This is a genomic window from Lysinibacillus sphaericus (assembly GCF_001629735.1).
Taxonomy (GTDB): Bacteria; Bacillota; Bacilli; order Bacillales_A; family Planococcaceae; genus Lysinibacillus; species Lysinibacillus pinottii.
This window is the reverse complement of the sequence record NZ_CP015224.1, coordinates 1466667-1480569: the sequence shown is the minus strand read 5'-3', so window position 1 is coordinate 1480569 and position 13903 is coordinate 1466667. Positions and strand designations below refer to the sequence as shown.

The 13903-nt window shown below is 37.8% G+C and carries 13 protein-coding genes and 1 pseudogene; 6 read left to right on the top strand and 8 right to left on the bottom strand.

Going from position 1 to position 13903, the window contains the following annotated elements:
* Positions 1 to 105: 105 nt before the first annotated feature.
* Positions 106 to 420 (top strand): annotated as a pseudogene (locus tag A2J09_RS22875) (HAD family hydrolase); the annotation flags it as partial.
* 43 nt (positions 421 to 463) lie between these two features.
* Here A2J09_RS22875 and proS read toward each other — a convergent pair.
* The 7 genes from proS to A2J09_RS07205 all read right to left on the bottom strand — a co-directional run bounded on the left by proS (position 464) and on the right by A2J09_RS07205 (position 7716).
* Complete coding sequence (proS, locus tag A2J09_RS07235; protein ID WP_036161675.1) at positions 464 to 1900, bottom strand: proline--tRNA ligase; 1437 nt, start codon at positions 1898 to 1900, stop codon at positions 464 to 466.
* A 332-nt stretch (positions 1901 to 2232) separates the two neighbouring features.
* Complete coding sequence (locus A2J09_RS07230) at positions 2233 to 3948, bottom strand: putative bifunctional diguanylate cyclase/phosphodiesterase (protein ID WP_227256846.1); 1716 nt, start codon at positions 3946 to 3948, stop codon at positions 2233 to 2235.
* Positions 3949 to 4331: 383 nt separating this feature from the next.
* Positions 4332 to 4502: a hypothetical protein gene (locus tag A2J09_RS07225; protein ID WP_012294474.1), complete on the bottom strand. Its 171-nt coding sequence runs from the start codon at positions 4500 to 4502 to the stop codon at positions 4332 to 4334.
* A gap of 203 nt (positions 4503 to 4705) precedes the next feature.
* Positions 4706 to 4855 (bottom strand): hypothetical protein, encoded by a 150-nt coding sequence (locus A2J09_RS07220; RefSeq protein ID WP_004230023.1) that lies wholly within the window; start codon positions 4853 to 4855, stop codon positions 4706 to 4708.
* A 594-nt stretch (positions 4856 to 5449) separates the two neighbouring features.
* Positions 5450 to 5947: a DinB family protein gene (locus tag A2J09_RS07215; RefSeq protein ID WP_012294472.1), complete on the bottom strand. Its 498-nt coding sequence runs from the start codon at positions 5945 to 5947 to the stop codon at positions 5450 to 5452.
* A gap of 53 nt (positions 5948 to 6000) precedes the next feature.
* Positions 6001 to 6963 carry a tyrosine recombinase XerC gene (locus A2J09_RS07210; protein ID WP_012294471.1) on the bottom strand — a complete coding sequence of 321 codons (963 nt, stop codon included), beginning with the start codon at positions 6961 to 6963 and terminating at the stop codon, positions 6001 to 6003.
* Positions 6964 to 7302: 339 nt separating this feature from the next.
* Positions 7303 to 7716: a hypothetical protein gene (locus tag A2J09_RS07205; RefSeq protein WP_036161672.1), complete on the bottom strand. Its 414-nt coding sequence runs from the start codon at positions 7714 to 7716 to the stop codon at positions 7303 to 7305.
* Positions 7717 to 7794: 78 nt separating this feature from the next.
* Here A2J09_RS07205 and A2J09_RS07200 point away from each other — a divergent pair, with 78 nt between their 5' ends.
* The 3 genes from A2J09_RS07200 (at position 7795) to A2J09_RS07190 (ending at position 11117) form a co-directional block, all read left to right on the top strand.
* On the top strand, positions 7795 to 9282 hold the full coding sequence (locus A2J09_RS07200) for a circularly permuted type 2 ATP-grasp protein (protein WP_012294469.1): 1488 nt from the start codon (positions 7795 to 7797) through the stop codon (positions 9280 to 9282).
* On the top strand, positions 9236 to 10201 hold the full coding sequence (locus tag A2J09_RS07195; protein ID WP_080695199.1) for an alpha-E domain-containing protein: 966 nt from the start codon (positions 9236 to 9238) through the stop codon (positions 10199 to 10201). The genes A2J09_RS07200 and A2J09_RS07195 overlap by 47 nt, the downstream gene beginning before the upstream one ends.
* A 61-nt stretch (positions 10202 to 10262) precedes the next feature.
* Positions 10263 to 11117 carry a transglutaminase family protein gene (locus A2J09_RS07190; protein WP_012294467.1) on the top strand — a complete coding sequence of 285 codons (855 nt, stop codon included), beginning with the start codon at positions 10263 to 10265 and terminating at the stop codon, positions 11115 to 11117.
* A 52-nt stretch (positions 11118 to 11169) separates the two neighbouring features.
* Here A2J09_RS07190 and A2J09_RS07185 read toward each other — a convergent pair whose 3' ends face one another.
* Complete coding sequence (locus A2J09_RS07185) at positions 11170 to 12045, bottom strand: tyrosine-type recombinase/integrase (protein WP_012294466.1); 876 nt, start codon at positions 12043 to 12045, stop codon at positions 11170 to 11172.
* Positions 12046 to 12406: 361 nt separating this feature from the next.
* On the opposite strand from A2J09_RS07185, the gene A2J09_RS07180 reads away from it, so the two are divergent.
* Both A2J09_RS07180 and A2J09_RS07175 read left to right on the top strand, forming a co-directional pair.
* A complete protein-coding gene (locus tag A2J09_RS07180) occupies positions 12407 to 13201 on the top strand; it encodes an enoyl-CoA hydratase/isomerase family protein (RefSeq protein ID WP_012294465.1) in 795 nt (264 codons plus the stop codon).
* Between the two features lie 258 nt (positions 13202 to 13459).
* The gene (locus tag A2J09_RS07175; RefSeq protein ID WP_031415877.1) at positions 13460 to 13780 is read left to right on the top strand and encodes a hypothetical protein; all 321 of its coding nucleotides are present in this window, start codon (positions 13460 to 13462) and stop codon (positions 13778 to 13780) included.
* Positions 13781 to 13903 lie beyond the last annotated feature (123 nt).

Below are 13903 nucleotides of genomic sequence, written 5' to 3'. Positions count from 1 at the left end.
GTTATATCAAACCGTAGTAGCTTTGGCAAGGCGGGACTCGTTGAACAGGGAATTTAACCTTATAATTACAATTTATTTTGTAAGAATTTATAAAGTTTTAACATCGGCTCCGTAGAAAGACAAAAAGCTAAAATATCCTATACGAATTTAGACCGCTATTTTGATACGGTCATTATTTCTGAGGAAGTAGGATGGAGTAAGCCAGATGGACGGATCTTTGAAATTGCCTTAAAAAGACTTAATGTAAAACCAGAGAATACTCTTTTCATTGGGGATGACTTAGTAAAGGATATTGGTGGGTGTCAACAGGCACATATAAAGGGCATATGGTTTAATCCATCCATGCGCAAAAATGACACGGATATTCAGCCATATGCCGAGATTCATTCGTTGGAGCATGTATTCAATTTCTTCACATAGAAGAACAAAACCCCTGAGTTTTCGTTCAGGGGTTAGTGTACTATTAATATGCTTGGGCAAACCAAACCGTATGTTTTGCTTCATTTCCACAGCAAATACAAGTCGTTTTTATTGTTGGCGGATTGAATGGAATATTGCGAGTTGTGTATTTTGTTTCTTCCTTCACTTTTTCCTCACATACATCCTTCCCACACCATCCAGCAAGTACCCAGCCCGGAATAGAGCCGTTTTCTTTAGCTGTTTCAATGTGCTGCTGTAATTGTGGCAGTGTATCAATCGTAGAATGTGTATTTTCGTTTCGGAATTGACGAGCCTTTTCTAGTAAACGTGCTTGCATGGTCGTCAATTCTTCCTCAATAGCTGCCACAACAGTCGCTAATTCAATCGTTTGTTTTTCATCCTCATCACGCGCTTTCAGTAGCGCTTGATTGTTTTCAAGATCTCGTGGTCCCAATTCAATACGAACAGGCACTCCTTTTAGTTCCCATTCATTGAATTTAAAGCCTGGCGATTGGTCTGAATCATCAAGTCGCACGCGAATCCCCTTCGCTTTTAAAGCCGCAAAAATTGCATCCAGCTGCTCCATAATTTGAGGATTCTTTTTCCATGGTCCTACTGGAATTAACACTACTTGGGTTGGAGCAATTCGAGGCGGTAAAATTAGTCCTTGCTCGTCACCGTGTACCATAATGACTGAACCAATTAAACGTGTAGATGTCCCCCAAGATGTTGTGTGGACATATTCGTGCTGATTCGCTTTATTTAAATATTTTATGTTAAAGGCTTCCGCAAATTTTGTTCCTAAATAATGGGACGTACCTGCTTGCACAGCCTTCCCATTTTTCATCATCGCCTCAATTGAATACGTATCGACAGCTCCTGCAAAACGTTCAGATGGCGTTTTTTGTCCATCATAGACTGGAATTGCTAGAACTTGTTCCACCACTTCTTTATAAATGTCTAGCATTTGCATCGTTTCTTTACGTGCATCTTCCTCATCTATATGGGCCGTATGCCCTTCCTGCCAAAGGAATTCTGAGGTACGAATGAAAGGCAATGTTTTCTTTTCCCATCGGAAGACATTTGCCCATTGATTAATGAGAACAGGTAGGTCACGGTAGCTTTTAATCCAATTTGAATAAAGGTGGCCAATCATCGTCTCAGATGTTGGACGAAGTGCTAAGCGTTCTTCTAATTTTTCACCTGCTGCTTCTGTCACCCAAGGAAGCTCAGGTGAGAATCCTTCAATATGATCCTTTTCCTTTTGGAAGAAGGATTCAGGAATTAACATAGGAAAATACGCATTACGATGGCCTGTGTCTTTAAAACGACGGTCCATTTCCTCCTGTATATGCTCCCAAATTTCGTAGCCATCTGGTTTAAAGGCGATGCAGCCACGAACTGGCGTATAATCCATTAAATCTGCTTTTTGAATGGTTTCGATATACCATTTTGAAAAATCTTCTAGTTGTTTTGACATCGTACTTACCTCCATTTTTTTAAGTATTCGATTTCCTGAATTAAAAAAGCACAAAGCTGTCCTTGTATAAAGGACGTCTTTGTGCTGGAATGACGTGGTACCACCTTGAATTTAGCTTTAAGCTAAGCTTAAAACCCTCTAGCGTTTAGTAACGAAAACGACTCGGTTATGTTTTCATAACTTCTCCGTGGTAGGTGTTCAGTAAAGAAGCGGTGATATAGCTCTCAGCAAATGCTATATTTTCTGTTTCACTATTCTAACTTACTTGGCCACATCATCAAATTGTCATGTATATTATCTTTCACTTTAGCAAAATCATTCATAAATAGCAATTAATAACTGGAGCTATTAGTGAACGACTGGACAATAACATTTGTAAAATCCTCGACAGAAAGAGGCTTGCTAAAATAATAGCCCTGCACATACTCGCAGCCATGCTCGCGAAGTACGTTTAATTCAGCCTCCTCCTCGACACCTTCAGCAACTACTTGTAGGTTGAGCGCATGAGCTAAAGAAATCATCGCCGAAATCATCGCGATGCCTGATTTTTCAGGAACGATATCACGCACGAAAGCACGATCAATTTTAAGTACATCCACAGGGAATTTTTTTAAGTAATTTAGTGAAGAATAGCCTGTCCCGAAATCATCTAAGGAGATCGTAATCCCAAGAGCTCTCAATTGATTAATTGTATTAATTAGATCTTCTGTATAATCGAGCATGCTCATTTCGGTAATTTCAATTTCTAATAATTGAGGATCAATGCCTGTTTCTGCAATAACATCCTTCACCATCTCTACAAAGCCAGAAGTACTAATATGAATGGGTGAAATATTAACTGCTACACGTAATCTGAGATTATGGGATTCATTCCAAAGTTTAGCCTGTGCACTGGCTTTACCTAGCACCCATACCCCAATATCATTAATGAGTCCACATTCTTCAGCAAATGGAATAAATCGATCTGGCGGAATATGCCCTAATTCGGGATCATACCAGCGCAATAAAGCCTCCATACCAATAATTGTGTCTGTTTTTAAATCGATTTTGGGCTGATAATGTAATTCTAAAAGATCGTTTTTTAAAGCTTGATGTAATTTTGTTTCTAGTAAAAGCCATTTATCGTTCGCTTCATCCATATTGTCACGGTAAAGGCGATATTGATTTCCTCGCGTAGATTTAGCAGCATACATGGCAATATCAGCATTTTTCAGTAATTCTTCTACCGTGTTTGCGTGATCTGGGAAAATACTAATGCCAATACTAATACTCGCATAAAATTCATAGTTATCTACGACAAAGCTTTCATTAAAGACACCTATTATTTCCTTGGCCATTTCCTCTATACGATTCACATCATTTAAAATCATGACAAATTCATCACTATTGTGACGATAAAAAGAATTAGAGGTATAATCAATATTTCTCAAACGATTCGACATTTCCACTAAAAACATATCACCGATAATATGACCAAGTCCATCGTTAATGTGTTTAAAACGATTCACATCAATGAAAAATAACGCAAATTTTTCTCCTGAACGTCGAGATTGATGGAATTCATTTTCTAAACGCTGTTCTAATTTACGACGATTTGGTAGACCTGTTAATTCATCGTGATAGGCTATGTGGGTAATTTTTTTAATATCCTTTTGCGCTGTAATATCGACGCGTATAGCGATATACTGATAGGGCTTTCCCCGCTCATCAAGGAATGGGAAAATAGTAGTCTTCACCCAATATAAACTGCCATCTTTCGCACGATTGCAAACCTCGCCATTCCACATATCACCATTTCCAATTGTTCTCCACATCTCTCTAAAGAAAGATTTAGGATGATAGCCTGAGTTCAGTAAACGGTGATCTTGGCCTACTAATTCTTCACGCGTATACTTCGAAATTTTACAAAAATGATCATTAACAAAAGTAATTTTTCCGGTACGATCTGTAATTGCCACAATAATGGAACTATTCATAGCGGAAAAAATATCTTGCAATTCTTTAAGACTGTAGTTCATTTGATTACTACTAGGCGTGATATTCATCATTCTCATTCTCCATTCATTAAAATATGAAGGGTTTGGTACTTTTGCTTTATTTTACAGCGAGGTATAAAGTTGTGGTATATCGCCCTTTTTTCTGTAATTATATTATAGTCTTAGAAAAGCAGTTAATTCAACCCAAATATGCAATCATTCACAGGAAGGTTGGAATAGTTTTTGATATAAAATACAAATATTAGTTATTATTAACTCAAAAAAATTGTCTAATTTTAAGGTTTTTAAATACTTTTGTACTATTGATAGTATTTTCCTTAGGCTATTTCTCTATTAAATACAAAAAACTAATAACGTATAAATTGTTCAGAATTTAAAATTGATTAGACAAAAATGCCTTACTGTCACTTATGAGCAGTAAGGCATTTTAATAGTTAGGAGACCTCATATTCTATTGATCCTCCAGATGTTTTAGCATGCTCATTATAAGCATTTAACTGCTCTTGCGATAAATTTAATATATAATAGTGAAAATTAATGGGCTCTAATCCATGCTCCTCGCATATATGTCGATAAAATTCATAGCCTTCTCGATAATCAGTCATCTTTAATTCTTCCTTTCACTTGAGCTACTTTTCCTGGAACTATAACTGTATTTTATTTTGATAATCTATCTACATCTCTACTTTAGAAATCAATGAATGTTCTGAAATTAGTTTCAAAAAGATGAAAGCCCAGTCCATTTTACTTAGTATGGCTGGGCTTTTCATAAAATATTCGTGTCGGCTTCCATCATAACCATATCCTTTTAAATTCCTAATTGCTTCGCTTGCATATTATAGGCAGAAAGCTGCTGCTGTGATAGCTGTAATACATAATAGCGGAAAGAAATTGGTTCTAGCCCATAACGCTCACACATTTCACAATAAAATTCATACCCATCTCGATACTTTGACATGAAAAGTTCCTCCTTGGTTCAATCTGTTTTATAACAGTTGTTTTTATTTTTATTTAATATATAACAGATTATGAGGAACGTCAAGTATTTATGATAGAAAAAAATCGCCACAAGCTTGCATCGCTTTGCGCTTATGAACGTAGTGTTTCCAAAATAAGGCGTGTTTTACGGTATTCAATGGTAAAATAACGATGCCTTCTAAACCTTTTGATTACGGGAGATAAACACTTTGAAGAAGAAATCATTTTAATATTAGGCTTTGAAATGATAGCCAATACACCTACACTCGCAGCGCCTCTAGCTATTGGAGTTTTTGTCCATGATGAATTTATAAAGAAGGATGTACATCCTCTAATGGACCGTAACTATCTTTGCGTTCCGATTCGCGCACTGGCATCACTTGTTGGATACTGACCCTCTCATGGAACCCTATAGCCATGGGAGTGTGCTTTTTGCTGAGTATGTGGACAGTACAGCTAAAGCCATTTACACTGACATAAATGGAAAAGAATGATTAAATATAAACACGCAAAAAATTACCCATCTATCTGCTTAAAGGATAGATGGGTTTTCACATCAATATGGAGTCTGTTGTCAGCTATTTTTTATTTCCTGAATTTGTTGAATATGCCGTTGTTCATGAAGATAAATCTGCTCAATCCATTGATCGAGTGGACATTCACCAAGAGCCGGATGCTTCATTGTACGCTTGGTTAAAGCATCCGCATCCTCAATGGTATCTAAAAATCCCAGGAAGTCCGCTCTTGTGGTTGCTAACAATTCCAGCATCCTTTGAACCTGGAAGGGCTCTTCCGAAGGTTCCACTATGTTTGGTGCTTGAATTTTTCGTGTACGGTCTAACAGCAGTCCCATATCCTTTCGTTCAGGAGCCAATTGTTCTTGTGATGTTAAGCCCCAAGTAATAGCCTTCTTAGTGGCTTCCTCTACTAAAATAAGATGATGACAGATTTGTGCAATACTCCAACTTTGTGCATCTGGCTTGCTATTAAATTCTGCATCACTTAAAAGGTTAATCTCCTGAAGTAATTGCTCTCTTGTAGCATCAAATTGATTCTTTGCTAATAATAGCATACGCTACCCCCTTTATTCGTTATACCATTATATTCGACAGAGATGGCTGTAAATCATCTTTCCTGCACCATATTAAATGGATTGTTTTCTAAAACCTGCTGTAGCTGCTCATCCTCAATATGTGTATAAATTTGAGTGGTTGCTACACTTGAATGCCCTAAAATATGCTGCAAGCTTCTAATATCAGCACCAGCTTTATACATCATTGTTGCAGAAGTATGGCGCAGCTTATGTGGTGTAAGCCGCTCCTTTTGAAGACCTGATTGCTGATTAATACGTTTCACGATTTTGGCAACCGTTTGACGCGTAAAACGTGTTCCCTTTTGTGAAACAAAAAGAGGCTCATCTCCGTTCCCTTTATACGGTGTTTTCCCACTATTTTCATAGTCTGCTAGTGCCTGCATACAGCTATCATTCAAATAGACAGTTCGCTCCTTATTACCCTTCCCGACAACAGTTAAATGACGTCCCTGTATCGATGTAATATTGAGCTGGCATAGCTCTGTCACACGAATTCCTAAGTTTAAGAAAAACATCATCATACAGTAATTTCTTGGTGACGCCTGATTGACTGGTATGCCATCTATAAATTGTGTAGCTTCTCGAAAATTCATATAGATAGGTCTTTTTCGACCAATTTTCGGCGATTCTAATTCCTCTGCTGGGTTTTCCTCAATAAGTCGCCGTTTGCCTTTTAAATATTTGAAAAAGGATTTTAATGTCGCCACCTTACGTGCTCTTGAAGCTGCAGAATTACCACGCTGTACCTCACAGTATTCCATAAAGTAATAAAGGTCCTCCAATGTAATCTCTCGAATTTCTTCTATTGAAATAGTGGCAATATCAATTGCTGCTAAATTTTCTATATTCAGATCCTCCTGAACAGCTGTATGGAAACGGAAAAATAAAGACAAATCATATTCGTATTCTTTTCTTGTGCGCTGGGACTTTCCTTTGATAGTCGTTAAATAAACAAGAAAGTCCTTCATGATTTTTGGTAGTTTTGTTTTTTGCATTCCAATCACCTCTATTTGCTCTATTTTACCATAAAAAACGTTCCCAAATATAAATTTGGGAACTTTATCTGGACAAATAGGTCATTTTCCTATTATTAAGAACATACATTCGGTGTATACAAATAAAAAAAGATCCCCTTTTTTTAAAGGGAATCCTTTGACTAAATAAGAAAAGAATTGTGACAGTTACTGGTTTTTAGGTATAAAGTTGACGTTCGATGAATATTAAAATCTAGTATACTTCTATTGGTTTGTGAGGCGACTCGAAAATTAGAAAGGTGGGTAACTACCCATGTCGATTCGTCTCACAACACGCATGGGATTATTTGGATAAATTGACTATTTTACAAAAACCGAGTACTTCTCATCACCTTGTTTTGTAAGTGACCAGTTCGTCGATAACATTTGCTGTAGTTTTGTGACCGTTTCCTCATCACACATCAAATGTTGGATACCATTTTCTAAAAGTTGGTAATCTACCCCTTCTTCAAGATTAAAGCGTAGATGCAATAAACGTTGGACGCCAGGCAATGTTACATACTTAATTCGATAATGGCCATGTAACGCATCTAAGAACTCTTGTTCGCCATCCTGGAAAAGTGCCATTGTTTCACTAAATTCATAGTTTGGGACTTGTTCCTGCCAAGCTGATACATCCCCCGCCCGTAAAGCACGCAAAATCTCTTCGTCTGAATAATTTAATTTAGATAGTTTATCAAGTTCATAAGCTTGCATTAGATTAATGATTGTCATGAATGTTAGCTCCTTTTATGTATTTACTCACAGTGTACCATGTTTTTATTACTACTCAAATTCGGAGGGATTCATAGGATGAATTTATATGATTCTAGTCTGTTTTTCGATGAAATGTTTGATGGCAATCAACCAAAGCCCCATTATCGATCTTTTCATCATAAGCTATCCATTTTTTCTCAGGAGCAACTTGAAGAGAAATATCGGCAAGCACAAGCAAGCTTTCTCAGACAAGGAATTACTTTTACTGTCTATGGTGCACAAGGTGGAACCGAAAGGACCATGCCCTTTGATTGTGTCCCTATCATTATTCCTCAAACACAGTGGGCAATTATTGAGGTAGGCGTCAAGCAACGTGTGGAAGCGCTGAACTTATTTTTACAAGATGTGTATGATGAACAAAGAATCATTCGTGATGGCTATATTCCTAGACAGTTGGTAGAAAATAATCCATATTTCTCACCAATCATGCATGGACTTAAGGTACCAATTGCTAATCATATATTTTTAGCAGGTATTGATTTAATACGGGATGAGAATGGTGAATATTTCGTGCTGGAAGATAATTTACGGAATCCTTCTGGCATTTCTTATGTTTTTGAAAACCGTGACGTCATGAAGGAGGTGTATCCTGAATTTTTCTCTAAGCATACTATTTTATCTCTGGATAAGCAGATGGCTAACATGAAAAAAGCACTGCTTGCTCATCGTCCACCTACTATGGAGGAAGGACGAGAACCAAAAGCGGTGCTGCTAACAGCAGGTATGTACAACTCAGCCTATTATGATCACGTATTTTTAGCTCAGCATTTAACGATTCAACTAGTAGAGGGCCGCGATTTGGTCGTACAGGATTTGAAGGTTTATATGAAAACCATTTACGGTTTACAACAAATCGATATTATTTATCGCCGGATTGATGATGATTTTTTAGATCCGATTGCATTTCGTGAGGACTCTTTGTTAGGTGTCCCTCATTTAATGGCAGTTTACCAAGCTGGCAATGTGGCCATTTTAAATGCTGTTGGCAATGGAGTGGCAGATGATAAGGCGATGTATGCCTATGTGCCTGATATGATTCGCTATTACCTTCAAGAAGAGCCTATATTACCGAATGTGAAAACCTATCATTTAGAAGATGAGCAACAGCGAGCATGGGTATTAGAGCATATTCAGGAGCTAGTCATTAAAAATGTAAGTGCCTCCGGGGGCTATGATATGCTCATTGGTCCCCATGCAAGTGAGGAAGAAATCGCTCTGTTTAAGGGAAAAATAATGAAGCATCCATGCCAATATATTGCTCAACCAACCATAAAATTGTCCAGAGCACCAGCCTTTCAAAATGGGCGGTTTTATCCTTGCCATGTGGATTTACGTGTGTTTGCCATGAAGGGTGAGGATTGTTATGTATTGCCAGGTGGATTATCACGAGTGGCCTTACAAGAAGGTTCACTTGTGGTCAATTCATCGCAGGGCGGCGGTGCTAAGGACACATGGATTTTAAAGGAGGAGGTGCAGCATGCTGAGTCGAGTAGCCGACGCGTTATACTGGATGGCACGGTATAGTGAACGCACACAAACCAATACACATATATTACAGGTACAGCTGTTGAATATGTTGGAGCAATCTGGGCAAGAACATGATTATATTGATCATTGGGAGGCTGTTTTAAATATTTGTGCCTCGAAGGAGGAGTATTTAGCTAATTATACAGCATTACGTGTTAATCCATTAATTGATTATCTATTGTTTTCCGAGAAAAATGGCAACGCCCTCCTTGCTACCTTACGTGCCATTCGAGAAAATGCCCGAGTGACAAGAGATCGTCTACCTGCGGAGCTATGGGAAATACAAAATGCCTTTTATTTAACGAAGCAGCAGGACATACTAACAATGGATCGACCAATCCCGTTAATTGATCTTCAAGCTTTTTTACAGGAAGTGCGGAAGACATTGTGGATGGTGACTGGACTGGTCGAGGGCACAATGGATCGCGATCTCCCCTTTTATTTCATGGAAATTGGGAAATGGCTGGAAAGAGCAGAAAAAACGATGCGGATGTCGTTAATTATTCTCGAGCAACAGAAAATAACAGGCCAATCCCTTCATGAGATGGATGGTACATTTTTATTAGAGCTTGCTGCCGCAAAAGAATCCTTTTTGCAGAAGCATCGCCAAACAAATTTATTATTGGGCATTCGATATTTATGGCAGGATGAACATGTTCCTTGCTCGGTCGTGTTTTGTCTGAAGAAATTAGAAGAAGCTTTCCAGTCCATCGAGCATGATCCTTTATCACCAAAATGTTTAACGCTCCATTCGACCATCAAAAGCTTTGTTTTAGCATTCAATCATCTTGATTTTTGGACAATGAGCGTCGAGGAAGCTATTACAATCATGGAGGAAAGATTGAGTCAATGGATTGCCTTTAGCGAAACATTCTCGACAATCTATCATTTATATGAACCCAGCGTACAACCTTGAAAGGAATCCATCACAGCTCCCTTTCAACAGGCAAGTCAGTAAGCAGAAGGAAGCGGACACGATGAAATTTGAAATTCAACATACAAATATTTTTCAATATGAGTCTGAAGTCGACCAAAGTTTAAATACGATTCGCTTAAAGCCACGCAGTGATGAGCGTCAACGGCTATTATCCTATCGAATTGCAATTACTCCATCCTCTCTTACCCGTGAGCATACGGATATTTGGGGAAATACAGTAGGTTCATTTTATATCCCGGAGCAGCATCAAGTACTAGAAATTCATACATCGTCGATTGTCAGTATCCAGCGTGCGCCATTTATTCATCGTATTCAATATTCACCCGAAATGCAGACTATTTTTCACTCACAGCTATTTTATGAACATTATCTTCCCTATTTAAAAGCAACTCATTTTACGTATATGACAGAGCAACAGCTGGAGGAGGTTTTTCATGCGATTGGCCATGCTGAAAATCCTGTGCTCTTTTCGCTTAATTTAATGCAATACTTATACTCTAGTTTTGAATACGACCCGTCAGCAACAGATGTAAGTACAACAGCTAGTGAGGCATTTGCCCTAAAGCGTGGAGTATGCCAGGATTTCACTCATGTTATGCTGGGTGTATTACGTTCTAAAGGAATTCCTGCACGCTATGTTAGTGGTTATTTATATGTCGATGAAAATTCAGCTCTCGTCGGCGATAGTGCAACACATGCTTGGGTAGAAGTCATGATACCTGGTATTGGCTGGATTGGTCTGGATCCTACCAATAACGTGGAAGTATTAGAAAACCATATTATTTTGTGTATTGGCCGAGATTATAGTGATATAAGCCCTGTTGAAGGGGTTTATTCAGGAGGCAAGCATGATTTAACCGTAAAAGTAAGTGTCAAAGCATTGAATCATTTATAAGCATTATTGACACGTGCAGGATTGGCGAGAACACGCAATTCCTGCACGTTTTTTATTCAAAGCGCTGTTGTCTTTCTGTTAGTACCCATTTGCGAACATAGCCCATTTCTTGCTGAATATGTTCCAATGTTTTCTCTTCCTGAAACGCCCTTTGCATAACGGTATAACGCAAATCGGTAGCTCTGACGTTTTTTCCAATATCTTTAGACATCGTTTGAAAAATACGTTCCACTGTCTTCGTCGTAATCGGCTTTGTCATGCTTACCTCACTCACCCACACCCATTCCTCTACCTTTTTGTCATGCATGGATTCTGTTTCTTCCTGATAATGTTCTAGCATGTCCATAAGTAAGGGTGAACACTTTACCTCGCGGCGTCCATTTCGATTCGCAATATAAAGAGTTGATTTTTCCTTTTGGAAATGCGACCACTTCATTCGTACAAGCTCAGCTGGCTTACACCCTGTCTCCATCAAAACCTGCACAATACAACCATTGCGTCTCGCCAGCCATGCATGCTCTGCTGTTTTTGCATATTGAAAATAAAAAGGCCAAACATTAGCCATTTGCCCGATTTGCTTATTTGTAAGTACTTGTAGTGCCTCTTTTTGCCTTTTCCTCGGCTGTAAAATATGTTGATAATCAAAGGGCTCTATCCATTCTCGTAGGAAAATAAAGTCTACAAAGCCACGCATAGTTGCTATTTTATGATTAAACGTATTGATATTGTGATAGGTTTCCTTTAAATAGTGACCATAGATTTGTAATAACTCTTGAAAGTGGTGATCTACATACAAGTAATTTTTTTCATGGGCAAATGATAAAAAATGCTGCCCGTCCATATTGTATTGCTTCATCGTTGCTGCACTTTTTTTTAATGACTGCAATAGCAAAATATAGCTGTTCCACGCTTCCTTGAGTGTGACCATAGGCTCCCTCCTTGTGTGCTGTGCGTTAGTTAGTTTTATTTTACTATATATGTGGAGCGTATGTTTTTATTTTCTAAATAATATATAGTGTCGGATAATCTGTATTTTAGATTCATACATGCTCCCATCATTCAAGTGCTTCTTGCATCGTAAAGAAACAAATGTTCGACTATTAGTTTCTCACATCTTTTGCTTTCTTACAATAGTAAATTCCATTCCCCTGTTGTAAGACAATTGCTATTTATTCCATCTATTTTTGTATAACAACGCAATTTTATATGAAAATTCGTATAATTTCGTGTTTATCGTTCATGGTGTTATATAATAATGGTATAGACAAATATGTAGGGGGCTCTCTAAAATGCAAGTAAAGACGACTCGACTGGAAGCAGAAGACGCAAAAATTATTTATCAAGAAACTGCTGGGCTAGCAATTATTACGATCCATCGACCACAGGCGAAGAATGCATTAACCGCAAATATGTGGGATCAATTAGCAAAAATTGCCCTGCAAGTATTAGATAATCCCAAAAATAAAGTCCTTATTTTACGAGGCTCAGGACAAAATTTCACTGCTGGCTCTGACATTAAAGAATTTAATGCCATTTCTCTCGACAAGGCTGAAGAGGCGTTTATACATATGGAAAAGACCATTTCCACTATTGAGCGCTTGCCTATCCCTACGATTGGTGTGATTAATGGGCCTGCAATGGGGGCTGGCTTGGAATTAGCATTAGCCTGTGATATTCGTATTGGCTCTGACAAAGCCAAACTGGGCATTCCTGTTGGTAAATTAGGGATTACATTAAATAATAAATTTGCACAGCGTTTAGTACAGCTTGTTGGCCCAGCCACAACAAAGGATTTAGTGTTTACAGGAAGAATGTTTAAAGCAGAGGAAGCCTATAAGCTTGGGATGCTCAATTATCTTGTAGCAGAGAAGGATTTGAATAAATACATGATCCGCATGGGTAAGCTTGTGGCGGGAATGTCTCCTGAATCCTTACTGGCAGTAAAGCAGTCTGTCCAAGAATGCCTCGATAGTGTTCCAGCCTTATGGAAAGGCTCCACGCCATTTGTCGGCAATGATTTTGCAGAAGGTTGTCGAGCATTCGTTGAAAAACGCCAGCCACAGTTTACGCGTCAGCCCAAATAAAAATAGGTACTCTTCTCGCCCACTGGCGACAGGAGTACCTGCACCTGGACTTGGAAATACCTACGCTTCCACAGGTACAATGTTAGAGGTCAAACGTTAGCTCCTAATAGTACTATACGTGATATAAATATAACGTTAACTCTGCAATTATATTGAAATTGCTAGGTAATGACACTAAAATCGCATTTTACTAGTTTAAAAAATGGAAATCATTAATAAATATAGTCTTGATACTTGATATGGTGGAAGGAGAGGTAAATGAAAAAAATAATTATCTTTAATCTTTTATTTTGTATAGTAGTTATTTTTGTTAATTACAATTATTTTAATTCTAAATCTCGAAACGCTATCGTATACAACTATGTGGAAAACTATATGGAAACTAACTATGGCATTGCTAGAGAAAATTTAAAACCTGAAGAAATCGATTACATGAGAGGAATGGGTTTGTTTGAAATAGAAGTTAAAGATATAGAAACTAAAAATCATTACTTTTTTGAAGTGGATATTAGAGATGACTATTCATTATATTATTTAAAAGATCTTACTGAGGTTCATCGTAAAAATCAAGCTGATTAAAGAAAGTTTATTTCAACAGGTATCAGCAATATTTTGAGAGCAACATATAAAGTTTTACATACAACAAACAATAACTTGTTGAAGCCGCACGAGGCAGTTTTGTAATTGGAATCAAATAAATAT

What these genes read in the sequence shown, in the direction of transcription:
- proS (WP_036161675.1), bottom strand. Translation starts at nt 1,900, where the DNA reads ATGTCAAAACAACTAGAAGATTTTTCAAAATGGTATATCGAAACCATT.
- A2J09_RS07230 (WP_227256846.1), bottom strand. Translation starts at nt 3,948, where the DNA reads ATGATGAATATCACGCCTAGTAGTAATCAAATGAACTACAGTCTTAAA.
- A2J09_RS07225 (WP_012294474.1), bottom strand. Translation starts at nt 4,502, where the DNA reads ATGACTGATTATCGAGAAGGCTATGAATTTTATCGACATATATGCGAG.
- A2J09_RS07220 (WP_004230023.1), bottom strand. Translation starts at nt 4,855, where the DNA reads ATGTCAAAGTATCGAGATGGGTATGAATTTTATTGTGAAATGTGTGAG.
- A2J09_RS07215 (WP_012294472.1), bottom strand. Translation starts at nt 5,947, where the DNA reads ATGCTATTATTAGCAAAGAATCAATTTGATGCTACAAGAGAGCAATTA.
- A2J09_RS07210 (WP_012294471.1), bottom strand. Translation starts at nt 6,963, where the DNA reads ATGCAAAAAACAAAACTACCAAAAATCATGAAGGACTTTCTTGTTTAT.
- A2J09_RS07205 (WP_036161672.1), bottom strand. Translation starts at nt 7,716, where the DNA reads ATGACAATCATTAATCTAATGCAAGCTTATGAACTTGATAAACTATCT.
- A2J09_RS07200 (WP_012294469.1), top strand. Translation starts at nt 7,795, where the DNA reads ATGAATTTATATGATTCTAGTCTGTTTTTCGATGAAATGTTTGATGGC.
- A2J09_RS07195 (WP_080695199.1), top strand. Translation starts at nt 9,236, where the DNA reads ATGCTGAGTCGAGTAGCCGACGCGTTATACTGGATGGCACGGTATAGT.
- A2J09_RS07190 (WP_012294467.1), top strand. Translation starts at nt 10,263, where the DNA reads ATGAAATTTGAAATTCAACATACAAATATTTTTCAATATGAGTCTGAA.
- A2J09_RS07185 (WP_012294466.1), bottom strand. Translation starts at nt 12,045, where the DNA reads ATGGTCACACTCAAGGAAGCGTGGAACAGCTATATTTTGCTATTGCAG.
- A2J09_RS07180 (WP_012294465.1), top strand. Translation starts at nt 12,407, where the DNA reads ATGCAAGTAAAGACGACTCGACTGGAAGCAGAAGACGCAAAAATTATT.
- A2J09_RS07175 (WP_031415877.1), top strand. Translation starts at nt 13,460, where the DNA reads ATGAAAAAAATAATTATCTTTAATCTTTTATTTTGTATAGTAGTTATT.